This is a genomic window from Bradyrhizobium sacchari (assembly GCF_002068095.1).
In the GTDB taxonomy this organism is placed as follows: domain Bacteria; phylum Pseudomonadota; class Alphaproteobacteria; order Rhizobiales; family Xanthobacteraceae; genus Bradyrhizobium; species Bradyrhizobium sacchari.
This window is the reverse complement of sequence record NZ_LWIG01000026.1, coordinates 430,028-453,120: the sequence shown is the minus strand read 5'-3', so window position 1 is coordinate 453,120 and position 23,093 is coordinate 430,028. Positions and strand designations below refer to the sequence as shown.

Annotated in this window: 23 protein-coding genes and 1 pseudogene; 17 read left to right on the top strand and 7 right to left on the bottom strand. The window is 64.7% G+C overall.

Annotated elements, in window-relative coordinates:
* Positions 1 to 101 precede the first annotated feature (101 nt).
* Positions 102 to 1,079, bottom strand: a complete 978-nt coding sequence (locus tag A5906_RS26190) for a tripartite tricarboxylate transporter substrate binding protein (RefSeq protein WP_080138126.1) — start codon at positions 1,077 to 1,079, stop codon at positions 102 to 104.
* Between the two features lie 103 nt (positions 1,080 to 1,182).
* On the opposite strand from A5906_RS26190, the gene A5906_RS26185 reads away from it, so the two are divergent.
* From A5906_RS26185 to A5906_RS26155, 7 genes are all read left to right on the top strand, one after another.
* Positions 1,183 to 1,893, top strand: a complete 711-nt coding sequence (locus tag A5906_RS26185; RefSeq protein WP_080138125.1) for a TetR/AcrR family transcriptional regulator — start codon at positions 1,183 to 1,185, stop codon at positions 1,891 to 1,893.
* 30 nt (positions 1,894 to 1,923) lie between these two features.
* Positions 1,924 to 2,808 carry an amidohydrolase family protein gene (locus A5906_RS26180; protein WP_080138124.1) on the top strand — a complete coding sequence of 295 codons (885 nt, stop codon included), beginning with the start codon at positions 1,924 to 1,926 and terminating at the stop codon, positions 2,806 to 2,808.
* A complete protein-coding gene (dctA, locus tag A5906_RS26175; RefSeq protein ID WP_080138123.1) occupies positions 2,805 to 4,106 on the top strand; it encodes a C4-dicarboxylate transporter DctA in 1,302 nt (433 codons plus the stop codon). Before A5906_RS26180 ends, dctA begins: the two co-directional genes overlap by 4 nt.
* 67 nt (positions 4,107 to 4,173) lie before the next feature.
* Entirely contained in the window at positions 4,174 to 4,887 is a 714-nt protein-coding gene (locus tag A5906_RS26170) for a PIG-L deacetylase family protein (protein WP_080138122.1), read from the top strand.
* Positions 4,884 to 5,567 carry a 4-carboxy-4-hydroxy-2-oxoadipate aldolase/oxaloacetate decarboxylase gene (locus A5906_RS26165; protein ID WP_080138121.1) on the top strand — a complete coding sequence of 228 codons (684 nt, stop codon included), beginning with the start codon at positions 4,884 to 4,886 and terminating at the stop codon, positions 5,565 to 5,567. The genes A5906_RS26170 and A5906_RS26165 overlap by 4 nt, the downstream gene beginning before the upstream one ends.
* A 27-nt stretch (positions 5,568 to 5,594) precedes the next feature.
* Positions 5,595 to 6,464 carry a substrate-binding domain-containing protein gene (locus A5906_RS26160; protein ID WP_080138120.1) on the top strand — a complete coding sequence of 290 codons (870 nt, stop codon included), beginning with the start codon at positions 5,595 to 5,597 and terminating at the stop codon, positions 6,462 to 6,464.
* The gene (locus A5906_RS26155; RefSeq protein ID WP_080138119.1) at positions 6,464 to 7,387 is read left to right on the top strand and encodes a DUF1932 domain-containing protein; all 924 of its coding nucleotides are present in this window, start codon (positions 6,464 to 6,466) and stop codon (positions 7,385 to 7,387) included. Before A5906_RS26160 ends, A5906_RS26155 begins: the two co-directional genes overlap by 1 nt.
* A 12-nt stretch (positions 7,388 to 7,399) precedes the next feature.
* Here the strand turns inward: A5906_RS26155 and A5906_RS26150 are convergent, their stop codons facing one another.
* Positions 7,400 to 7,714 carry a hypothetical protein gene (locus A5906_RS26150; RefSeq protein ID WP_136615486.1) on the bottom strand — a complete coding sequence of 105 codons (315 nt, stop codon included), beginning with the start codon at positions 7,712 to 7,714 and terminating at the stop codon, positions 7,400 to 7,402.
* Positions 7,715 to 7,900: 186 nt separating this feature from the next.
* A complete protein-coding gene (locus A5906_RS26145; RefSeq protein WP_080138118.1) occupies positions 7,901 to 9,151 on the bottom strand; it encodes an amidohydrolase family protein in 1,251 nt (416 codons plus the stop codon).
* Positions 9,152 to 9,299: 148 nt separating this feature from the next.
* Here A5906_RS26145 and A5906_RS26140 point away from each other — a divergent pair, with 148 nt between their 5' ends.
* Positions 9,300 to 9,716: a nuclear transport factor 2-like protein gene (locus A5906_RS26140; RefSeq protein ID WP_080138117.1), complete on the top strand. Its 417-nt coding sequence runs from the start codon at positions 9,300 to 9,302 to the stop codon at positions 9,714 to 9,716.
* Positions 9,717 to 9,801: 85 nt separating this feature from the next.
* Here the strand turns inward: A5906_RS26140 and A5906_RS26135 are convergent, their stop codons facing one another.
* The gene (locus A5906_RS26135; protein ID WP_080138116.1) at positions 9,802 to 10,557 is read right to left on the bottom strand and encodes a GntR family transcriptional regulator; all 756 of its coding nucleotides are present in this window, start codon (positions 10,555 to 10,557) and stop codon (positions 9,802 to 9,804) included.
* A 200-nt stretch (positions 10,558 to 10,757) separates the two neighbouring features.
* Here A5906_RS26135 and A5906_RS26130 point away from each other — a divergent pair, with 200 nt between their 5' ends.
* The 5 genes from A5906_RS26130 (at position 10,758) to A5906_RS26110 (ending at position 15,963) form a co-directional block, all read left to right on the top strand.
* On the top strand, positions 10,758 to 11,615 hold the full coding sequence (locus A5906_RS26130; protein WP_245326900.1) for an ABC transporter ATP-binding protein: 858 nt from the start codon (positions 10,758 to 10,760) through the stop codon (positions 11,613 to 11,615).
* A complete protein-coding gene (locus A5906_RS26125) occupies positions 11,615 to 12,391 on the top strand; it encodes an ABC transporter permease (protein WP_080138114.1) in 777 nt (258 codons plus the stop codon). The genes A5906_RS26130 and A5906_RS26125 overlap by 1 nt, the downstream gene beginning before the upstream one ends.
* A 39-nt stretch (positions 12,392 to 12,430) precedes the next feature.
* The gene (locus A5906_RS26120) at positions 12,431 to 13,456 is read left to right on the top strand and encodes an ABC transporter substrate-binding protein (RefSeq protein ID WP_080138113.1); all 1,026 of its coding nucleotides are present in this window, start codon (positions 12,431 to 12,433) and stop codon (positions 13,454 to 13,456) included.
* Between the two features lie 16 nt (positions 13,457 to 13,472).
* Positions 13,473 to 14,912, top strand: coding sequence for an amidohydrolase family protein (locus tag A5906_RS26115; protein WP_080138112.1), 1,440 nt, complete (start codon positions 13,473 to 13,475; stop codon positions 14,910 to 14,912).
* 142 nt (positions 14,913 to 15,054) lie between these two features.
* Entirely contained in the window at positions 15,055 to 15,963 is a 909-nt protein-coding gene (locus A5906_RS26110; RefSeq protein ID WP_080138111.1) for an amino acid ABC transporter substrate-binding protein, read from the top strand.
* Between the two features lie 10 nt (positions 15,964 to 15,973).
* On the opposite strand, the gene A5906_RS26105 is transcribed toward A5906_RS26110, so the two are convergent.
* Entirely contained in the window at positions 15,974 to 17,200 is a 1,227-nt protein-coding gene (locus A5906_RS26105; RefSeq protein WP_080138110.1) for an MFS transporter, read from the bottom strand.
* 91 nt (positions 17,201 to 17,291) lie between these two features.
* Between A5906_RS26105 and A5906_RS26100 the strand changes: the two genes are divergently transcribed.
* Genes A5906_RS26100 through A5906_RS26085 form a run of 4 tightly spaced genes read left to right on the top strand, consistent with a single transcriptional unit; the run spans position 17,292 to position 20,897 of the window.
* Positions 17,292 to 17,780, top strand: a complete 489-nt coding sequence (locus tag A5906_RS26100; protein WP_080138109.1) for a MarR family winged helix-turn-helix transcriptional regulator — start codon at positions 17,292 to 17,294, stop codon at positions 17,778 to 17,780.
* A 2-nt stretch (positions 17,781 to 17,782) separates the two neighbouring features.
* Positions 17,783 to 19,831: an FUSC family protein gene (locus A5906_RS26095; RefSeq protein WP_080138108.1), complete on the top strand. Its 2,049-nt coding sequence runs from the start codon at positions 17,783 to 17,785 to the stop codon at positions 19,829 to 19,831.
* Entirely contained in the window at positions 19,828 to 20,034 is a 207-nt protein-coding gene (locus tag A5906_RS26090) for a DUF1656 domain-containing protein (protein ID WP_080138107.1), read from the top strand. Before A5906_RS26095 ends, A5906_RS26090 begins: the two co-directional genes overlap by 4 nt.
* Positions 20,031 to 20,897, top strand: a complete 867-nt coding sequence (locus A5906_RS26085) for an efflux RND transporter periplasmic adaptor subunit (protein ID WP_080138106.1) — start codon at positions 20,031 to 20,033, stop codon at positions 20,895 to 20,897. Before A5906_RS26090 ends, A5906_RS26085 begins: the two co-directional genes overlap by 4 nt.
* Positions 20,898 to 21,553: 656 nt before the next feature.
* Here the strand turns inward: A5906_RS26085 and A5906_RS41695 are convergent.
* Together A5906_RS41695 and A5906_RS26075 are read right to left on the bottom strand one after the other, a co-directional pair.
* A pseudogene (locus A5906_RS41695) lies at positions 21,554 to 21,655 on the bottom strand (IS5/IS1182 family transposase); the annotation flags it as partial.
* 62 nt (positions 21,656 to 21,717) lie between these two features.
* The gene (locus tag A5906_RS26075; RefSeq protein ID WP_080138104.1) at positions 21,718 to 23,055 is read right to left on the bottom strand and encodes an epoxide hydrolase family protein; all 1,338 of its coding nucleotides are present in this window, start codon (positions 23,053 to 23,055) and stop codon (positions 21,718 to 21,720) included.
* Between the last annotated feature and the right edge of the window lie 38 nt (positions 23,056 to 23,093).

Genomic DNA, 23,093 nt, shown 5'->3' with positions numbered 1-23,093 from the left:
GGCGGGGCTTCCTTTATTGAGCCGTGGTCGCGTCGCGCAGAGCCGCTTGCTGCTGCAGGGCGATGCGCGCAATGTGCCCGGAGGTCCTCATGAAAAGAGCCCTACTGCGCGCGGATGTTCGCGGCCCTCAGCACCGGCTCCCATTTGGTCGCCTCGGCATGCATGTAGGCGTCAAAATCCTTGGCGGAGGAGCCGACGGGGGCTGCGCCGATCTTGCCGAGCGTCGACAGCACGCTGGGGTCTTGCAGCGCGGTCTTGAGGTCGGTCTCGAGCTTCGCGACGATCTCCGGCGGCATCTTCGCCGGACCTAGCACGCCCCACCAGACCGAGACGTCGTAGCCGGGCACGCCGGCCTCGGCGATGGTCGGAACGTCCGGCAGCGCCTTGGAGCGTTCCGCGGAGGTCACCGCGAGCGCGCGCACTGGGCCGCCCTCGAGCTGGCCGATGGCTTCTGCGAGCGGATTGATGCTGAGCGGGATCTCGCCTGCGATCACCGCCGTCAATGCCGGCGCGCCGCCCTTGTAGGGGATCGCGACGATGCTAGTGCCGGACATGTATTTGAGCAGCTCGCCGGCGAGATGCGCCGAGGTGCCGTTGCCGGACATGCCGTAGGAGAGCTTGTCCGGCTCTTTCCTCGCGGCGGCGAGGAGATCGCCGAGCGTCTTGTAGGGGCTGTCCTTGGCGACCACGATTGCGAGCGGCGAAGAGGCCACTTCGGTGATCGCGGTGAAATCCCTGAACGTGTCGTAGGGCACGCTCGGATAGATGAACTGGTTCAGCGGATGGCCGCTCGCGACCAGGATCAGCGTGTAGCCGTCGGGTGCGGCCTGGGCGAGCGTCTGCGAGGCGACGATGCCGCCGGCGCCGGGGCGATTGTCGATCACCGGCTGCTGGCCCCAGGTTTTTGCGAGTGCCTGTCCCAGCGTGCGCGCGAGCACGTCGACTGCGCCGCCGGCCGCATAGGGCACCAGGATGTGGACCGGCTTGCTCGGATAATTTTCGGCCTGCGCGACGCTTGCCGCCAGCAGCACGCCTGCGCCGACCGCAAGCCGGCCGATTGTCGTACTCAAACCCAGCATTTCCAGCACTCCTTGCGGGCATTCCGTCCTTGGTGGCGGTCCCAGACGTTGCCCATGGTTTTTGTTGACGAGACCTGATCTTTTGTACGATAGTACAAATCACATGGTACGCAAGCCCACCAGCAGGGAAACGGCCCGTAAGCCGAACATGCGCGAGGCAATTCTCGCCGCGGCCGAGGAGCTGTTCGCCACCAACGGCTTCAATGCCGTCTCGGTGCGCGACATCGCGCAGGCGGCGGGGGCCAATCCCGGTAGCGTCACCTATCATTTCAAGACCAAGGACGGCCTGCTGCTGGAGATCTACCGGCGCCATTGCGGGCCGATGAACTTGCGCCGTTCCGAGCTGCTCGCCGCCGCCAAGCGCGTGCGCGATCTCCAGGACCGGCTGGAGGCGATCGTGCGAGCCTATGTGGTGCCGGCCTTCACCTCCGGCAGCGATCTTGCCGGCGGCGGGGCACGCTTCACGCGGCTGCGTGCGGTGATGTCGGCGGAAGGCAACGAGGTCGCGCGAAAAATCATCGCGCAGACCTTTGACGACACCAGCCACGCCTTCATCGACGCCATTCACGAAAGCCTACCCCACATTCCGCGCACCGACATCGTCTGGCGCAGCCATTTCCTGCTCGGCGCACTCTATTACTCGCTGGTGACGCCGGACCGAGTCTCCCGTCTATCTCGCGGCGAGGCCGACGGCAGCGATGCGGCGGGCGCCATCGAGCAGCTGGTGCAGGCAACCGTCGCCGCGTTCCAGGCACCGGCGCTCGATCAGGCCGCACCTGCGCGGCGGCGACCGGTCGCCAGCAGCAAGACTTGAAGCAAGCAGTCTCGCTCGTCGATTCAAGTGATGACGATGATGTACACGCCGACCATTCCGCCACCCGATCCGGACACGCGCACGCCGAAGTTCAGGCTGCCAAAACTGTCCTGCGATGCGCATTGCCACATCTTCGGGCCCGGCTCGAAATATCCCTACGCGCCTGACCGTTCCTACACCCCGCCAGATGCGCCGCTGGAGGATTTTCGCGCGCTGCACGCCAAGCTCGGTGTCGAGCGCGCGGTCATCGTCAATGCCAGCGTGCACGGCACGGACAACACGGTCGCGCTCGATGCGATCGCGCAGAGCAATGGCGCCTACCGCGCGGTTGCCAATATCGACGACAGCATCACCGAGCGCGGGCTTCGTGTGCTGCACGAGGGCGGTTTTCGCGGCTGCCGCTTCAATTTCGTCCGTCATCTCGGCGGCGTGCCCGACAAACGCGTGTTCGACCGCATCGTCGCGATGGTCACGCCGCTCGGCTGGCACATCGATCTGCACTTCGATGCGATCGACCTGCCTGAATATGCCGACATGCTGACCAGGCTGCCGCTCAGCTACACCATCGACCATATGGGCCGGGTGAAGGCGACGGAGGGGCTCGAGCAGCTTCCGTTCAAGATCCTGATCGAGCTGATGCGGCGCGACGAGAAGTGCTGGGTGAAGATCTGCGGTTCCGAGCGCGTGTCCTCGGTCGGTCCGCCATTCACCGACGCGGTGCCGTTCGCACGCAAGATCGTGGACACCGCGCCCGACCGCGTCATCTGGGGCACCGACTGGCCGCATCCCAACGTCAAGGTGATGCCGAATGACGGCGACCTCGTCGATCTGATCCCGCTGTTCGCGCCGGAGCCAGAGTTCCAGCAGAAGATCCTGGTCGACAATCCCGCGCGTCTGTTCGAGTTCGACCGATGACGTCGCTCGCGATCGACAAGCCTCGCGGCCGCGCCTGGTGGAAGGAGCTCTGGATCCAGGTGCTCATCGCCATGGCTGCCGGTATCGCGCTCGGGATTGCCAGTCCCGAGGCGGGCGCCAAGATGCAGCCGCTCGGGGACGCCTTCATCAAGGCGATCCGGATGCTGATCGCGCCGATCATCTTCTGCACGGTCGTGCACGGCATCGCGCACATGGCCGACATGGCGCGGGTGGGGCGCGTCGCGGTGAAGGCGATCGTCTATTTCGAGATCATGACCACCATCGCGCTGATCATCGGTCTTGTCGCGGTGAACCTGCTGAGGCCTGGCGTCGGCATGAACATCGATCCCGCCAGCATCAATGCCAGCGCGATCGAGCCCTACGTCAAGCAGACCGGGGCGATCGGCTTCGTGCCGTTCCTGATGAACATCGTGCCGGCGACGTTCATCGGCGCTTTTGCCGAGGGCAACATCCTGCAGGTGCTGTTCATCTCCGTGCTGTGCGGTTTTGCATTGGTCCAGCTCGGCGAGAGGGCCGCGCCGCTGGTCCATCTGATCGACATCGCCGCAAAAATGGTGTTCGCGGTCGTCGGCTTCGTGATGTGGGCGGCGCCGATCGGCGCGTTCGGCGCCATCGCCTTTACAGTCGGAAAGTTCGGCGTTGGTTCGCTGGCTTCGCTGGGCAAGCTGCTCGGCGGCTTCTATCTCACTTGCGCGGCCTTCATTGTCATTGCGCTCGGGCCGGTGGCGCGGCTATGCGGCTTCTCGCTGCTGAAGCTGATCCGCTACATCTGGGAAGAGCTGCTGATCTGCATCGCCACGACCTCCTCGGAGACGGTGCTGCCGCGGATGCTGACCAAGCTGGAGAAGGCCGGCTGCGAGAAGAGCGTGGTCGGGCTCGTGATCCCGACCGGCTATTCCTTCAATCTCGACGGCACCTGCCTGTACCTTGCCGCGGCCTCGGTGTTCCTGGCGCAGGCCACCAACACGCCGTTCGGGCTCGCTGAGCAGATCGAGCTGCTCTTGATCCTGCTCGTGACCTCCAAGGGTGCGGCAGGGATCGCGGGCGCCGCCTTCGTCGTGCTGGCGGCGACGCTGTCGGCGACCGGCACCATTCCGGTGACCAGCGTGGCGCTGGTGCTCGGCATCCACCGCCTGATGTCGCAGGGGCTGACGCCGACCAATTTGATCGGGAACGCGGTTGCGACCATTGCGATTGCCAAATGGGAAGGCGCGCTCGACGGCGAGCGATTGCAGCGCGCGCTCGACGGCGAGGAACCGGCGGCCGCGGCGGCCTGAATGAACTTGCTACCTGCACGAGGCGGGCAGCTTATGATGCTTGCGAACGAAAGAGGGGAGTTCTCCCATGAAGACAGGTCTCGTCGTCACCGCCCATCCCGGCGATTTCGTCTGGCGCGCCGGCGGTGCCATCGCGCTGCATGCGAAGAAGGGCTATCGCATGAAGATCGTGTGCCTGTCCTTCGGCGAGCGCGGCGAGAGCCAGTTCGCATGGAAGGAAAAGGGCGCCACACTGGAATCGGTCAAGGCCGGCCGCAAGGACGAGGCGGAGCGGGCTGCCAAGCTGCTCGGTGCCGAGATCGAGTTCTTCGACTGCGGCGACTATCCGCTGAAGCTCACCGAGGCGCATTTCGACCGTATGGTCGACATCTACCGCGAGCTCAATCCGAGCTTCGTGCTGACGCATGCGCTGGAAGACCCCTATAATTTCGACCATCCGAACGCGGCGCATTTCGCCCAGGAGACGCGCGTGGTCGCGCAGGCCATGGGGCACAAGCCGGGCGCGCAGTACAAATATTCCGCGCCGCCGGTATTCCTGTTCGAGCCGCACCAGCCCGAGCAGTGCAATTACAAGCCGGATCTGTTGCTCAAGATCGACGAGGTCTGGAAGGAGAAGTACGAGGCTTTCCAGATCCTCGCCGCGCAAAAACATCTCTGGGGCTATTACGAGCGCGTCGCGCTCAACCGTGGCATCCAGGGCAGCCGCAACACTGGCGTCCCCATGACCTATGGCGAGGCCTATCAGCGCCTGTTCCCGACGGTTGCGGAGGAATTGGCATGAAGCCGGTCGTCGTTCGCAACATTGAGCGCGCCGATCCCGCCGGGATGGCGGAGTACGGCGTCTCGACCGTGCACGAGGCCTATGGCCGCATCGGCCTGATGAAGCCTTACTTGCGTCCCGTCTGGGCGGGGGCGTCGATTGCCGGTCCTGCGGTCACCGTGCTGGCGCAGCCCGGAGACAACTGGATGATCCATGTGGCGGTCGAGCAGTGCAGGAAGGGCGATATCCTCGTTGTCGGTTGCACCACAGACAATACCGACGGTATGTTCGGCGAACTGCTCGCAACCTCGCTCCAGGCGCGCGGCGTGCAGGGGCTGGTCATCGATGCTGGCTGCCGCGACGTCAAGGCGCTGCACGAGATGAACTTTCCGGTGTGGTCGCGCGCGGTCTCGGCCAAGGGCACCGTGAAGGCCACGCTCGGCTCGGTCAACGTTCCGGTCGTTTGCGCCGGTGTGAATGTCGATCCCGGCGACATCGTTGTCGCAGATGACGACGGCGTCGTGGTGGTGCCGAAGCGCTATGCCGGTGAGGTCGCCGAGAAGGCGAAGAAGCGCAACGCAGATGAAGGCGGCAAGCGCAAGCGCCTCGCTTCGGGCGAGCTCGGCCTCGACATGTACAGCATGCGCGAGGCGTTGGCGAAGGCCGGCCTCGTCTATGTCGACAATCCCGAGGACGTCTGAGCGGAATAAGAGAAGCGGAGCGGGCGGATGGATCGTCTCAAGCTGAAGGCCGTGCTCGGCAATCATCCCCATGTGCAGGCGGTGAAGAGCGGGGCGCTTCGCTCCGACCTCTTCGATCTCGACTTCATCGAGTACACGCCGACCAACACAGCCTTCAAGCCGATGGTGCGCGAGCAGGCCTTCGACGTCTGCGAGATGGCAATCGTGACCTATCTGATGGCGAAAGCGCACGGCAAGCCGCTGGTGCTGCTGCCGGCGACCATGCTCGGCCGATTCCAGCATTCTTATGCGCTGTATAATCCCGCGCATGGCACGCTCGGGCCGTCCGATCTCGAAGGCAAACGCGTCGGCATCCGCTCGTTCACGACCACGACGGGAGCCTGGATCAGGGGCATTCTCGCCAACGACTACAGCGTCAATCTCGACAAGATCCGCTGGGTGACGTTCGAGGATCCGCACGTCGCGGAATATGTCGACACCACCGAGCGCGCGCCGAAGGACAAGAAGGTGTTGCAGATGCTGCTCGACGGCGAGCTCGATGCCGTCCTTGGCGAGACCTCTGATAATCCCAAGCTGAAGCCGCTGTTTCCCGATCCGGCCGCGGAGGCCGCACGGTGGTACGGCCGGCGCGGCGTCGTGCCGGTCAACCATCTCGTGGTCGTGACCGAAAGGCTCGCGAAATCACGCCCCGACGTGATCGCGGGCGTCTATGATCTGCTCAAGCGGAACAAGGCGCAGGTGGGACCCGTGGCAACGCCGGACCTCGTTCCGTTCGGGATCGAGGCCAACAGAAAGCCGCTCGAGCTGATCATCGACTACGCATTCCAGCAGGCGCTGATCCCGCGCCGCTACGTGGTCGAGGAGCTCTTCGACGAGACGACGCGAGGATTGAACTGATGGCGGGTGATCCCAGGCGGTGGCAGATCGGGTTGGTCGGCTATGGCGAGGTCGGCAGGATTCTGGCCGAGGATTTACGCCAGCAGGACATCAAGGTCTCAGCCTACGACATCAAGCTCGGTGGCGAGCAGGGCGTGCCGCTGCAGGAGCACGCGGCGAAGCACGGTGTCACCTTGGCGACATCTCACGCCGAGCTGACCGCGAAATCCGACTTCGTCATCTCCGCCGTCACGGCGAGCCAGGCCGTCCCGGTGTCAAAGGCCTGCGCGGCCGCGATGAACCAGGGCACCTGGTTCCTCGATTTCAACTCGGCCTCTCCCGGTGCCAAGCAGCGCGCCGCCGCGCTGATTGACGGCGCAGCCGGGCGCTATGTCGAGGGCGCGGTGATGACGTCGGTGCCGCCGTATCGCATCAAGGTGCCGCTGCTGCTCGGCGGGCCCGGCGCGAGGGAGCTGGAGCCGCTGCTGAACGCGATCGGCTTTGCGGCGAGGGTTGCCAGCGACAAGTTAGGTGTGTCCTCGGCGGTGAAGATGTGCCGCAGCATCATGATCAAGGGCCTCGAGGCCATGGTCATCGAGAGTTTTACGACCGCGCGTGCCTATGGAGTCGAAGACGCCGTGCTGGCGTCACTCACCGAGACGTTCCCCGCCATCAACTGGGAAAAGCAGGGCGCTTATTTCTTCCAGCGCGTGATCGAACACGGACGGCGCCGTGCCGAGGAGGTGCGTGAGGTCGCCGAGACCGTGCGCGAGGCGGGACTGACGCCGTGGTCGGCGCAGGGCACGGCCGAGCGTCAGGCCTGGGTGGCTGATCTCGCCGATGAGGGGCTGTTCGGACCCAAGGGGACCAAGGAGTTTGCCCGCAGCGCGGACTGGCGCACCGAGGCGGATCGGATCCTGGCGAAGATCAGCCGCGCGAAATAACGCGGCTCCGGTTCAGGACTTCGCCGTGCAACAGCCAGTGAGCCCGTCGCGGGCGCGCTCGATCAAATCTATCAGGCCTTTGGCTTCCCGGACAACTACGGTCGTGCGCTCGGTGCGGAACTCGACGAGGATCATCCGAATGCACTTGTCGGCGGTCTCGAGCGTCCACAGCGCGCGGGCCATGTCGTCCTCTGTGCGGATCGTTGAGATATCGAGGTCCGACAAGACTTCGCCGATACCGTTCAGCCGCTTGACGGCTGTCTCGGCGGGCGTCCGGGCTCGAATTGAATGAGAGTCGATGCTGCTGAATGCGCTGAACACGGCCATGCTTCCCGGTTGGATGCAGACATCAGTGCGGTCTCACAGGACCGGCACCGCGGGACTTGCAATGCGCGCACCTATCGGGAATCGGAGAGAATCCACTATCCGGTATAGTACCGGATTCGGAATTCTGGAACGGTGGGCGGTAACATCGAACGGTAATTCGGCGTGCTCCGCAATGCAGATATGCGCTTAGGTCCGTTCACGGCCCGGGCGGAACAGCGTGGGCCGCTGCCGCGCAAAGGTCTGCCGGCCTGCCTTGAAGCCCATCACGATATCCGGGAGTTCGGCGATGGCAAGGCGGCTGTCCTTGATATCGAGCACGACGAGATCGGCTGGATTGCCGATCTTGATGCCGTAATCACCGAGGTTCATCAGCCGTGCTGGCAGTTCGGTCACGAGATCGAGGCAGGTGTCGAAGTCGCTCACCGAGGCGTGCGCGACATTGGCGTAGAAGTTCGCCATCCGCAGCAGCGAGGCATCGCCGAACGGCGTGAAGGGATTGAGCACGTTGTTGGTGGCGACCGAGCACAGCACGCCCTCGCCGGCGAGCTTGTGGGCGCGCGTCAGCCCGCGCGGTGCGTTGTGGGTGGCCTCGCGGCCCATCAAATAGAGATCGGTCGCGGGCAGCACGGTGACGGCAACGCCGGCCTTTGCCAGTTGCGCGCTGGCGGCCTTCAGCCGCTCCGGCGGCAATGCCGAGAGTTTGGTGGCGTGGCCGATCGCCACGCGCCCCCCGTAGTTGCGCCGCTCGGTCTGCCGGCAGACCTCGTCGAGATGCCACCAGGAGGGATCGAGATCGAAATCGAGATGGAGGTCGACGTCGACGTCGAATTCCTGCGCGAGATCGAAGATGCGCGCGAGATGGGCGTTGGGATCGGTGTCCATGTAGGGACAGCCGCCGATGACCTCGCCACCGTCGCGCAGCGCCTGGATCAGCAACTCCTCAGATCCGGGATCGTTGGTCAGGCCTTCCTGCGGGAAGACGCAGAGTTCCAGATCGATCGCCCAGGCATAATCCTGCTTCAGCGCCTTCACCGCGTCGTAGCCGCGGAGACCGATACGCGGATCGATTTCGACATGGGTTCGCATCCGCGTCGTGCCGTGCACGATGGCGCGTTCGAGCACCTTTGCGCCGCGTGCGTAGACGTCCTCGACCGTAAAATCCCTTTTCATGCCGGCGACGGCGCGGATCGCGTCCGAAACGCTGCCGTGATCGTGCCCGCAGCGGCCGAGCAGGCAGGCCTTGTCGAGATGGATGTGGGTGTCGACGAAGCCGGGCAGGGCAAGGCGGCCACCGAGATCGACCTCGGCGGCCTCGCAGGCGAGCTTTGGCGCGATCGCGGCGATGCGGCCGCCTTGCACACCGATATCGACGGGTGCGGCGGATGATCGCAACAACGCGTTGCGGAAGATGAGGTCTAGGGCGCTTTGGGTGGTCATGACGTGGGATTCAGCTGTGGTAGCCTAGCGGAACGTGTGAAGGCGGGCAGCCCCAGATTGTGTGCAGTTCTGCTGCCAGAATGTTCAAAAAATGTGCATGCACTTTCACGCCTGAATTGTAGAATGCCGGCACTCCGGAGAACCCGTCATGTCCGCTCCCGTAAAAGCCGAACGTCCGATGACCGACGCCGAGATCGTGGAGGCCTATCTGACGGCCTCGATGATACCCGATCCCGACGCTGCGGCAGCCTATATGAAGCCGGGCACGGTGATCACCTTCACCGGCGGGCGCGAGTTCGATCATCCGCACGGGCCGACCGGCTTCAACGCCAAGCGCTATCGCTGGGTCAAGAAGAAGATGGATCGGTTCGACGTGTGCCCGGGCGCGGACGAGACCGTCGTCTATAGCGTCGGGACGCTCTATGGCGAGTGGATCGACGGCACGCCGTTCGAAGGCAACCGCTATGTCGATCGCTTTGTCGTCAAGGGCGGGCAGATCGTGAAGATGGATGTCTGGAACGACAGTGCCGAGCGCATCCTGGTCCAGCGCGGGATCGAGGCTTAGCCGCGCATGATCCGGAAAAGTGTGCAGCGGTTTTCCGGTAAGATCATGCGCAAACAAAAACAGCTAAAGCGCAATCTATTGCGCTTTAGCGCCTCGCCACCTTCGGCAGCTTGACGACGCGGTCGCTCGTTACCTCATCGGCATAAGGCGCCAAAATATCGAGCAGGTCGCGGCCGCGCTGCGGGGTGGGAGCCACCAGCGCGCGATTGGCCACGGAATCCAGGTGATGCCGCATCAAATCCATCACCTTGGTCTCGTCGCCCTTGGCAAGCGCCGAGATGATGGCGCGATGCTCGTTGATGGCGCATTCGGTGGAATGCGGCCGGCTGTAGAGCGACAGCGTCAGGCAGCAGCGATAGGCGACCTCGCTGACATAGCGCACCAGGATCGGGCTGTTCGTCATGTGGGCGAGCAGGATGTGGAATTCGGTGGCGAGCCGGATCGACATCGCATCCGTGCCGCCGCGGGCGCGATCCTCGGCGTCGACATGGGCATTCAGCTCGGCAATCTGGGCCTTGGTCAGCTTGCCCGCGAGCTGACGGACGACAAGACGCTCGAGCTCGATGCGGATGTCGAAGGCATCGCGCGCCTCCTGCCAGCTCGGCGTCGCCACCACCGCGATCCGGTTGCGTCGGAGCTCGACCAGGCCTTCGGCCGCGAGTTGCCCCAGCGCGTGACGGGCAATGGTGCGGCTGACGCCGAAGCGCTCGCCAAGCGAATCCTCGGGCAGTTTCGCGCCGGGCTCCAGCGCCTGCTCGATGATCGCACGTCGCAGCGCGCGGCAGATCACGCTGACCTTGTCCGACGATTCAGAAGTCTTGCTGCTCGCGCGCGCCGTCATCGGCGAATCCTTGAGGGGACGGTCGAAGGCTCTCTTTAGCACAGCCCTTCGCCAATTCCGCGCTCCAATTGCATGCAGTTTGGTGTCCGGATTGCCTAAATCGAATCCGGCCATCCAACGCGGAGGATCCGGCGAGGCCATTGATTTTGTGTCGGGCGCGGGCTGGCACTCAGCTTGCATGCACTTTTGGTGTGATGCGCATGCAACCCAACACCCGGTTTGATGGACGGCCCGTTCCCGAAGGCGCGGCCGCGACCGCCATTGAGCTGTCCGCGGCCTCCGTGACGTTCGGACGCGGCGAGCGCGCCGTGCCCGCTCTCTCGGAGACCACTTTACGGATCGCCGACGGCGAGTTTGTCGCACTGGTCGGCCCGTCCGGATGCGGCAAATCGACCATTTTGCGTCTGGTCAGCGGCCTGGTGCAGCCGACCAGCGGCGTCGTCATCGTCGGCGGCCGCGAGGTTGCGGCGCGGGCGATGCGGGTCGGCATGGCCTTCCAGAACCCGACCATGCTGCCGTGGATGACGATCGAGCGGAACATCATGCTGCCGTTGAAGATCGTCGAGCCGTTCCGCTCCAACTTCCGCAGGCTGCGCAAGACCGAGTTTCGCGACAAGGCCAACGCGCTGCTGGAGCAGGTCGGCCTCAAGGGCTTCGGCAACCGTTATCCCTGGCAGCTCTCGGGCGGCATGCTCCAGCGCGCCAATCTCTGCCGCGCCCTGATCCACGAGCCGCGCATGCTGCTGCTCGATGAACCCTTCGGCGCGCTCGACCAGTTCACCCGCGAGGAGCTGTGGGCGATCCTCCAGACCCTCTGGATGACGCACAAGCCGACGGTGCTGCTGGTCACCCACGATCTGCGCGAGGCCGGCTTCCTTGCCAGCCGCATCTGCGTGATGAGCGCACGGCCCGGTCGCATCCTCGACGACAGTCGGGTCGACTTCGCGCGGCCGCGCACCGTCGCCATGACCTTCGAGCCGGATTTCGTCGCGCTGAACCAGAAGCTGCGTGCTTTCATCGAGGATGCGCGGAGCGCGGCCCAGCAGGGAGCAGGCTGATGTTCGGGATCGATATCAGACAGAAGGCGTGGTCGGCGGGCCTGATCGTGCTGTTCTTCGTCTCCTGGGAACTGTTCTGCCTGATGACCGGCATGTCGGACCTGGTGCTGCCGCGGCCCTCGCAGGTGTTCGTGACGCTGGTCCAGCGCTTCCCCGTGCTGTGGCCGCACATCGTGCAGACGCTCGCCACCACCATGTTTGGCTTCGTCCTTGGCGTTGCGCTCGGCGTGGCTCTCGGCGCGATCATCGGCGTGTCCAGGACGGCTTACGACACCTGCTATCCGCTGCTGATCGGCTTCTCCTCCATCCCCAAGGTCGCGGTGGTGCCGATCTTCGTGCTGTGGTTCGGCTCCGGCACCGTGCCGGCGGTGCTGACCGCGCTGTCGATCTGCTTCTTCCCGATCGTCGTCAACATCGCGACGGGATTGGCAACCACCGAGCCAGAGCTCGAGGACGTGTTGAAGGCGCTCGGCGCCAGCAAGCTCGATATCCTCTGGAATGTCGGCCTGCCCAGGACCATGCCGTTCTTCTTCGCCTCGCTGAAGGTTGCGATCTCCTACGCCTTCGTCGGCGCGGTGCTGTCGGAGACCGTCGCCTCCAACCGCGGCATCGGCAACGTCATGATGACCGCGTCCTCGAATTTCAACGTGCCGCTGGTGTTCGCCGGCCTGTTCGTGCTCGCCGGGCTCGGCGTCGCGCTATACGTCGTGTTCTCGCTGATCGAAGGGCAGGTCACCGGCTGGGCGACGCGCAAGAGCGACGTGATCGCCACCTGATGTCTCAAACCGTCACGCAACGAAGCTGAGGAGGTCTCGATGTTGAGAAAAGTAACTGCCGCGCTGCTGGGATTAGCCCTGTCCACGGGCGCTGCCGTGGCCGAGGAAACCACGATCAAGTTCACGCTGGGCTGGAAGACGCAGGGCAGCGACGCCGCGTTCTTCTATGCCAAGGACAACGGCTACTTCAAAGAAGAAGGCCTCAACGTCGTCATCGATCAGGGGGAAGGTTCCGGCGCCACCGTCACGCGCGTCATGTCCGGCGCCTATGATGCCGGCTTCGGCGACGTCAACGCGATCATCCAGAACGCCTCGACCAAGCCGCAAGAGGCGCCCGTCATGGTCTACATGATGTGGAACCAGCCGCCGTTCGCGATCGTCGCCAAGAAGACCAGTGGCATCAACACCATCAAGGATTTCGAGGGTCACACCCTCGGCGGCGCGCAGGGCACGCCGACGACGCGCCTGTTGCCAGTGTTCACGCGCAAGAACGGGCTCGACGGCGAGAAGATCAAGATCTCCAACATGGCGCCGAACCTGCAGGAGCCGATGCTGATCAAGGGCGACATCGACGCGGCGCTCGTCTTCAACATCACCAGCTACTTCAACCTGGTGCTGAACCGCCAGGACCCGGACAAGGATTTCAAATGGTTCTCGTTCGGTGAATACGGCCTCGACCTCTATTCCAACGGCGTGATGGTCTCCCGTAAGCTTCTGGCGTCGAACCCGAAGGCCGTCGCTGGCCTTGTCCGCGCCATCAACAAAGGCGCGATCGCGGTCGCCAAGGACCAGAACGCGGGCATGAAGGCGGCGCTGAACTACGACAATCTCATCAATGCCGATGTCGAGAAACGCCGGCTGCAATATTCCTTCGAGAAGCTGATTGTCTCGCCCGAGATGAGGGAGATCGGCATCGGCGACATCAAGGACGACCGCATGACCCGCGCCATCGGCATTGTGGTCGAGGGCTATCAGCTGGCGCGCGCACCAACGCCGGCAGAGGTGTTCTCGCGCGAATTCCTGCCGCCGCGCGCGGAGCGGGAGCTGGTGTATACTGCCAACTGATCTTGGAGAGACCGTCATGGCCACGGAGATATCGGCCGCCAGCCTGTTCCTTGGCCCTGACCGCGGCGTCAGCGACAATGTCGTGCTGCGGCACGACGGCGGCGTCATCACCGATATCTCGGAAGCCGCGGGGGCCGCCAGCGGTTCTCGTTCGTTCGTCATCCCGGCTTTCGTCAACGCCCATGACCATGCTCGCGCCACCGCGTCGTCCTTCGGCGCGGTCGGCATGCCCCTGGAAAGCTGGATCCTGCGCGCGGCGCTCGGCACGCCTGTTGATCCTTATCTGACCGCAGCATCCGCGTTGGCCCGTTCGGCCAGGGCAGGCTGTGCCGCCATGATGGTGCACTACACTCGGCCGAGCGGGACGATGCCGCTGGTCGACGAGGCCAAGGCCATCGCGAAGGCTGCGTCCGACGTCGGCATCCGCATCGCCTTTGCGCTGGCGGTGCGCGACCAGAATCCGATCGTCTACGGTGACGCCGAGTCGGTGCTTTCGGGACTTCCCGGGGATGACCGCAAGACCATCGAGGATCTCTTCGTTCGCGCGCCGATGTCGCCCAAGGCGTATATCGAGCTGACTGACGCCATTGCCGCAGGGATCGCCGGCCCGATGGTGGACGTGCAGCTCGGGCCTGCCGGCGTGCAATGGTGCTCGAAGCCGCTGCTGGAAGCGGTGGCGGAGAACTCCGCCCGGATCGGCCGGCGCATCCACATGCATCTCCTGGAAACCGTGCACCAGCGCGCTTGGGCCGACCAGCACTTTCCCGACATGGTGCGCTGGCTGCGCGATGTGGGCTTTCTCTCCGAGCGGCTGACGCTGGCGCACTGCATTCACGCCCGCCCCGACGAGCTCGAAATGATCGCGGCTTCCGGCGCGCGCATCGTCACCAATTTCAGCTCGAACATGCACCTGCGCTCGGGCCTCGCGCCGATCGCCGCCGCACACAAATGCGGCTGCGCCATCGCTGTCGGCGTGGACGGGTTGGCGCTGGATGAGGACGACGATATCCTGCGCGAAATGCGGCTGGTGCAGATGGCTCATGGCGGCCTCGGCTTCAAGGCGACATGGACACCAGCCGAGATGTTTTCGCACGCCATCCGCAACGGTCGCCGCGCGACCGGCGCGCCGGGAAGCGGGGAGCTCGCTGCCGGCAACCCCGCCGACTACGTTGTGATCGATCTCGTGCGGCTCGATCGCGACCGGATCATGCCGGTCGATCCCATGGCGCTGCTGTTCGCGCGCGGCAACGCCTCGCTGGTGCAGGAGGTCGTCGTCGCCGGCAAGTCGGTCGCGCGGGACGGGGGCTGCCTGGGCGTCGACCTGCCGGCCATCGAACGGGAGTTGCGGGACATGTACCGCGCCAATGTCGGCAAGCTCGAAAGCTTCCGGCGGTTGTGGCCTCCGCTGTCGCAACGGCTAGGCGGCTGGTTCGAGCAGCAGCTGACCTGTCAATGAGGCGGCTGACCTCGACCGGGATGTATATAAAAAGACGATAGCTGGTAAAACCTGCCTCGTCTGGCGCCCGGGGCATCTATGCGCTATCAGCTCCGCAATTGTGTCTGGACACCGGTCCATGACCCCCTTTAGGAGCCCTCCAATGCGTCTTCCCGCCATTTTTCTGGCCGTGACATGTCTTGCCGGCGCAGCTTCAGCCGAAGACCTCACGGGCACCCTCCAGAAGGTGAAGGAGACCAGGAAGATCACGCTGGGCTATCAGGAGGCCTCCGTCCCGTTCAGCTATCTCGACGGGAACCAGAAGCCGGTCGGCTTTGCCATGGACATCTGCCTCAGGATCGTCGATGCGGTGAAGAAACAGCTCGGCATGCCCGACATTTCCGTCGAGACTCTCGCGGTGACGTCGTCGAACCGCATCCCGCTGATGGTCAACGGCACGCTCGACCTGCATTGCTCGGCGACCACCAACAACGCCGACCGCCAGAAGCAGGTCGCCTTCACCAACACGCATTTCCTCAGCGCGACCCGATTTGCAGCCAAGAAGGCCGCGAACATCAACACCATCGACGATCTCAAGGGCAAGGCGGTCACGGCGGTGGCGGGCTCGGTCAACCTGAACCAGCTCGCCAAGGTTAATACCGAGCGCAATCTCGGCATCAGGATCATGCCGGCGGTGGATCAGGCCGAAGCGTTCCTGTTGCTCGAGACCGATCGCGCGCAGGCCTACGCGCTCGACGACGTCCAGCTCGCGGTCGCCATTGCGCGCTCGAAGGAGCCGGGCCTGTTCATGATCAGCGAGGAGACGTTTGCGAAGGCCGAGCCCTTCGGGATCATGCTGCGGCGGGAGGACGCGCCGTTCAAGGCGCTCGCCGACCGCGCCACCGCAGAGCTTTATGCGAGCCCGGAGATCGAGGTGCTCTATCGGAAATGGCTGGAATCGCCGACGCCGCCAAACGGCCTCAACTACAACGTCCCGATGTCGCCGGCCTTGCGCAACGCTTTCAAGAAGCCGAGCTCGAGCTTTGATCCTGAGGTGTACGTGGTGAATTGAGGCGAGGGCGTCAACGCGCCCGCTGCGTGTCGAGCAGCTGGCCGGCCAGTGCCGCGCCGACTGCCGCGATCGCGGCCATGACAAGCGCCCAAGGGACGAACAGCCGATGACCGATCAGCGCGCCGCTCAGGAGCGGGGCGCTGATATTCGCGCCTGACATCAGCGACTGGTTGAGGCCCATGATCATGCCCTGGCGGTTGATCGCGGTCGAGCGCGACAATTCCGCCGTCAGCGTGCTGCGCGCAAACATGGTGCCGACGATGATCAGCGTCAGGTTGACCACGAGCAGGCCGACATTGTTCTCGGCCCCAAGACCTGCAAAGCCGAGGGTCATGCAGGCGAATGCCGCCATCACGATGCTGCGGTCGGATGCGATGAGGTTCACGCGTGTCATCAGAAGGCCCTGCACGACCATGTTGATGAAGCCGGCGTAAGCAAAGATCCAGCCGAGCTCGCGCGCGCCGAAGGCACGGCCGTCCCAGGAGAACCGCGCCGACAGGAATAAGCCGATCTGCGAGAGGAACATCGAGTTGACGAAGAAGAACACGATGAGCAGGCCGAGCAGCCGCCAGGCGTAGTGCATGCCGAACAGGCTGCGCGTCAGCGTCGGCTCGGGCACGCGATGCTGGTAGAGCGGTTCGGACGCCGGATGATCGGGCGGGAGCAGGGCGATCGTCGCGACGACGCTGATCAGCGAAAGCGCGGCGGCGGCCCATACCGGTGCGGTCTGGCCGTAATGCACGAGGAGGCTCGACAGCGCCGGGCCGAGCAGGAGCCCGGTCCCGATCGCCCCGCTGGTCATGCCCAGCGCCTGCTTGCGCGTCGCGGGCGCGCTATGCTCGGCGGCATAGGCATGCGCGACCGAGATGTTGCCTGATGTCAGGCCGTCGATGATCCGGGCTAGAAAGACGAGCGCGAGATTGCCGGCGAGAGCCAGCAGGACGAATCCGGCGAGCGTCCCGATCTGGCTGACGAGCAAGACCTTCCGCCGTCCGTAGCGGTCCGAGAGAATCCCGACCACCGGACCGGCGATGAGCTGGCAGACGGCATAGGCCGAGATCAGCGCGCCGAGCAGGAACGGCGTGGCGCCGAGGCGCTGCGAATAGAACGGCAACAGTGGCAGGATGATCCCCATCCCGGTGGCATCCACGGCCACGACGACGAAGGTCGGGACCAGCGTCAGCGCGCCGTGGCCGGCCATCGTTTCCGCTGCACGTGCCGGGGAACCCGGTCCCATGGCGCCCGTCCTCGTTATCTTCTGCGTGATCGCCGCTGCGATGCCGGGGTATATAGTTGCAAACTAATAGTTTGTGTCCTATCTAATTTGCATGGCTCCCTCGCAGGCTCATATCCACGCCGAAATCGGCCGGCTGATCGCGCGCCTGGGGCGGATATGGCGGCGCGAGTCGGATTCTGCCCTGTCCGAGCACGGCCTGTCCTATGCGACCGCGATTCCGCTGCTGGTTCTGTCGCGCCAGGGCGAGAATGTCCGGCAAGGTGTGCTCGCGGACGAACTCGGCATCGAGGGGCCGTCGCTGGTGCGCCTGATCGATCTGCTCCAGGCCGAGGGCCTGGTCGAACGTCGCGAAGACCCGACCGACCGTCGTGCCAAAACGCTACATTTGACGAAAGCGGGCATGGCCAAGGTCGAGCAGACCAACCGCGTCCTGCGCCGGGTGAGGGCCAGCCTCCTGAAGGATATCGCGCCTGAGGAACTTGCGATAACATTCAAGACTCTCCAGCGCATCGAACAGCGGGCCAGTCGCCTGCAAGACCCCGAGACTGGTTCCGGGAAGACTGGTCCCGAGGCGAGATAGCCATGCGCGCAGACGAGCCGTTCCTGGTCCGCCACGCGGACCTCATTTTTGCTTTGAAGACGTTCGCCGCGTCGATGCTGGCGCTCGTCATCGCGCTTGCGATGGACCTGCCGCGGCCCTATTGGGCGATGGCGACCGTCTACATCACCTCGCAGCCGCTGGCGGGGGCCACCAGCTCGAAAGCGTTCTTCCGCGTGATGGGCACGCTGGTCGGTGCCGTCATGACGGTGGCGCTGGTGCCGAACCTGATCGACGCGCCGGAACTGCTCTGCCTCGCCATCGCGCTGTGGGTCGGGCTTTGCCTCTATCTGTCACTGCTTGACGGCACGCCGCGCAGCTACGTCTTCATGCTGGCCGGGTACACGGTGGCGCTGATCGGTTTTCCGGCGGTCTCCGAGCCCGGCGCCATCTTCGATACCGCCGTGGCAAGGCTCGAGGAAATCTCCCTCGGCATCATCTGCGCCAGCCTGGTCTCGACCATCGTGTTTCCCCGCAGCGTCGCGCCCGCGGTTGCCCATCGCGTCGAGAGCTGGCTATTGGATTCGCGCCGCCTCAGCCAGGTCGTGCTGCTGCGCGAGGGCACTGGCGAGACCCGCCGCGGCCAGCGCCTCAAGCTTGCGACCGACATCGTCGAGATCGACACGCTCTCCACCCATCTTGCCTACGACCGGTTGACCGACCGCAATGCCGTGACCGGCCTCGGCGAAATCCGGCTCCGGATGTTGACGCTGCTGCCCGTGATCGCCTCGATCGAGGATCGACTGGCCGCGCTGGGCGAGGAAGCCCTGCGGCGGCAGCCCGAGCTGAAGCGGCTGCTGAGAGACCTCGCGCAATGGGTCGCGAGCGACGTCGGCGCACGGCAACCGGCCGAGCGGATCCGCGCCACGATCGCGGAGCAGCAGGCGGTGCTCGACGACAGCGCGGACTGGGAACGGATCATCACAACAAGCCTGCTGTTGCGGCTGCGCGAACTCGTCGACCTCTCGCGCGACTGCCGCAAGCTGACCGAGGCGATCGCCGCGAACCGCAGCGTTTCGACGCTCGACCTTGCGTTCCATTCCGAGGCGGGCGCTGCGCCGGCGCGCCACAGGGATCGTGGCCTTGCGCTGTGGTCGGCGGCCGGCGCCGCCACCGCCATCCTGATCTGCTGCGCGCTCTGGATCGGCACCGGCTGGCCAGACGGCGCCTCGGCGCCGATGATGGCGGCAGTCGCGTGTTCCTTCTTCGCCGCGCAGGATGAGCCCGCGCGCTTCATCCGCAGCTTTGGCCTGTGGTCGCTGGTCGCGATCATCGTCGTTGCTGTCTATCTGTTCGCGTTGGTGCCTGCGATCTCCCACCTCGAGGTGCTGATTGTCGCGCTGGCGCCGACGTTCCTGCTCTATGGTTTCCTGATCAGCCGGCCGGCGACGGCGGGCACCGGCATGGCGCTTGCGGCGAACACGGCGACCTTGCTGGCAATCCAGTCGACCTACAGCGCAGACTTTGCGTCCTACGCCAATTCCGCCGTCGCCTTCTTCGTCGGCGTCCTCGTTGCCGAGATCGTGACGCGGATCGCGCGCGGGGTAGGAGCTGAGTGGGTCGCCAATCGGCTGGTGCTGTCGAACTGGAAGACGCTCGCGGTCGCGGCCGAGCGGCGCGGCAAGCGCGATCGCGCGGAGTTCGCCGGCCTCATGCTGCACCGGCTCGGGCTCCTGGTGCAGCGTATCGCCTTCCTCTCGGAGAGCGACCGCCGCGACGCCGACAGCCTGGTCCAGCTGCGCATCGGCATCAACATCATCGACCTGCGCCGCGCCCGCTATGGGCTGGCCGCATCCACGATTGCCGTCATCGACGACATGCTCGATCAGCTCGCCAAGGCGTGCCGCAGCTACGCGGGGGATGGCATGCCGGCCCGGCTGCTCACAAGCGTCGACCGGGCGCTGGCCCAGGCAGTGAAGGACCCCAATGACAGCGCGCGCGAGGACGCCCTGATCGGCCTCGTCGGTATCAGGCGCGGCCTGTTCCCGGACGCGCCGGCCTACCGGCCGCCCGCAGAGAGTGTTGCTGCATGAGATATGTGATCGACATCTATGGCGTGCTGGTGCCGGCGTTGCTGCTGTGGATCATCGTCGCCTATGTCCTCAGCGCGATTCTCCGCCGGCTCATGCAGCGCTTCGACCTTTACCGGCTGGTCTGGCACCGCGCGCTGTTTGATTTCGCGATCTTCGTCTGCCTGCTCGGCGGCGTCGTCTATCTCTCGGAGTACGTCACATGAAGGGCAATCTTGCCTGGCTCGGCCGCATCGCGCTGACCGTCATTGCCGTCGTTGCCGCGCTCGTCGTCGGACGCGAACTCTGGGTCTATTACATGGAATCGCCCTGGACCCGTGACGGCCGCGTCCGCGCCGATGTGGTCCAGGTCGCCCCTGACGTCTCCGGCTTCGTCACCGACGTGCTGGTCAAGGACAACCAGAAGGTCCGCCGGGGCGACGTCCTGTTCCGGATCGACCGCGAGCGGTTCGCGCTGGCGCTGCGGCAGGCGGATGCCGCGGTGGCCGGCCACCAGGCGACGCTCGACCAGGCCAATGCCGATCTCAAGCGCTACAGCGCGCTGACCACCGATGCGGTCTCGCAGCAGAAGCAGGAGCAGGTGCTTGCCACCCAGCTCCAGGCCAAGGCGGCCTTCGAGGCGGCCGTCGCCGACCGCGCAGTGGCTCAGCTCAACCTCGACCGCAGCGAGGTTCGTGCCTCCGTGAACGGCGTGATCACCAACATGGATCTGCGCCCCGGCGCCTACGTCGCGGCCGGGAAGGGCGTGATGGCGCTGGTCGACACCGACACGTTGCATGTCGAAGGCTATTTCGAGGAGACCAAGCTCGCGCGCATCCGCGTCGGCGACAGGGTGCAGGTGCGCCTGATGGGCGACAAGACCACGCTCACGGGTCACGTCGAGAGCATCGCCGCCGGCATCGAGGACCGCGACCGCGCGGAAGGCGCGAGCATGCTCGCCAACGTCAATCCGACGTTTAGCTGGGTGCGGCTCGCGCAGCGCGTGCCGGTGCGGATCGCGCTGGACCCGGAGCCTGAAGCCTTGTCACTGGTGGCGGGACGTTCCGCGACCGTCGAGGTCTTGGACTAACGCCGCGGGCAGATGATCGCGTTCGGGCCTGGGGAAAACCGGCAACAAGCATTTCAATGCCCAATCGTAAGGCTAATCCTGACTCGCGAGTGTTGAGTCGGGGGACTGTATGGGCATTTGGTTTTTAGTCCTAGCAGCCTGTGTCGTCGGCGCGTTGCTGATCTTGGCGTTCTGCCGATAGCACCGATTGCAGATGCAATTGTTGCGGCGAAGCATCAGCGAGCCGCGGAATGGCGGTTCCGGCGCGATGGTTTTTGACTGTGCACGGATGAACGCGTTCACTCCCGGGATCGGAGGCGGACGTGAGCTGGTTGTTTGTGTTTCTCATTGCCGCAAGTGCAGCCGTTCTGATCGCCCATGCGATTGACGCGATGCGCTCTTGATACGGCCTGCAATCGGTTTCGTCGGTAGCGCGGTAAGCGCCACAAATGTTCCGAGGCGGGCGAGCGTCAATTTTGAGGAACCTGGCCCTGCAGGCCAAGGTTGTCACAGCAGGAGGAATACGATCATGCTTGCGTTCTATCTGCCGTTCATCATTTTCGGAGCGATGCTCGAAGCGATTTCGAATCAGAATGTATCAGCGCCCATCCAGCAGGAGCCGCCGAGCTTCGACTAGATTCCCTTGCGCAGTCTCTAGGCGTGGACTCATGACGCCCAGCCAGCCATAGCTGGCTCAACGCGAGCTGAACGATTGCAAGGTAGTTGGCGGCAAGCCTCTCGTAGCGCGTCGCCACGCGACGACATTGTTTAATCCTGTTGTGTGCGCTGGCCGATAATCTGACGCGCGTGCTCAACATCGTCGGCGTCGAGCCTCCGTCCGTTATTTACGGTCCGTTATTTTACGCAATGATCTGAAGGCTGCGCGTACCTCATCTGAAAACAGCTTCGGCTCCTCCCAGGCGGCGAAATGTCCGCCACGTTCGACCTCGCTGAAGTAGGCGAGGCTGGGGTACATAATCTCGACCCAACTTCGGGGCGCAGCAAAGATTTCGCCGGGGAACGTCGTAAATCCCACGGGAACCGCGACCGCCGGGGGGGCCTTGCCGGCTGCACGCGCCGCGGCCTGTCCGGCCTCCCAGTACCACCGTGCGGCCGAGGCCCCGGTGCCCGTCAGCCAGTACAGCGTGATGTTGTCGAGGATGTTGTCCCGGGTGAGATTGCCCGCGGGCTTACCCTCCACGAACGCACGGGAAATCTTGTAGTAGCTGTCCGTGTCATGGTCGAGCATCCAGCTCGCGAGCCCCAGGGGTGAATCCAGCAGGGAGTAGCCGATCGTCTGTGGCCGCGTCGACTGCTCCAGGAAGTAGCCAAAGCCACTCGCCCTAAACGTCGCGGCCGCCTTCTGCGCCGCGCGTTCGCTCTCGGATTCTGCGGGCAGCTTGTCGGACATTGCCGCAACACCCGCGAGCAGGTTGACATGGATGCCGAGAAGGCCCTTGGGGGCCTGGCGCCCCATCGCATCCGTTACTGCGGCTCCTACGTCGCCACCCTGGGCGACGTAGCGCTTGTAGCCGAGGCGATCCATCAGCACCGCCCACGCACGCGCGATGCGGGCGGCGTCCCAGCCGAGTTCGGTCGGCTCACCCGAGAAGCCGTAGCCAGGCAAGGACGGCAGCACCAGGTGGAATGCATCGTCGGGAGCGCCACCATACTTGGTCGGGTCAGTCAGGGGGCCGACGGTATCGAGGAGCTCGACTACCGAGCCAGGCCAGCCGTGCGTGATGATCAGCGGCAGTGCGTTCTCATGCCGGGACCTGACGTGGATGAAATGGATCTTCACCCCGTCGATCACGGTCGTGAACTGTGGCAGCGCGTTCAGCCGTGCCTCGCACTTGCGCCAGTCGTACTCAGTCGACCAGTAGCGGGCGAGCGCCCGCAGCGTCGCGAGCTGAACACCCTGCGACCGATCCTCAACGAGCTCTTTGGTGGGCCAGCGCGTGGATGCGAGGCGCCGGCGGAGATTAGCGAGGTCTTCACCTCGGACATTGACGTGGAAGGGGAGAATTGCGTCGGCTTTGGTCGCACCAAGCGGGGACCCTCCTTGCTTCGCTTGCGCGCGTGCGGCGACGAAATGTATTGGAAGCAAGCTGACGGCACCAGTTGCGGCTGCCCCTGCGAGGAGGCTTCGCCGGGTGGGTGAGGAGGAGATTGCAGTCATGTTCGGCCTCCTTGTTTACAAGCTCGCTCCTATACTCG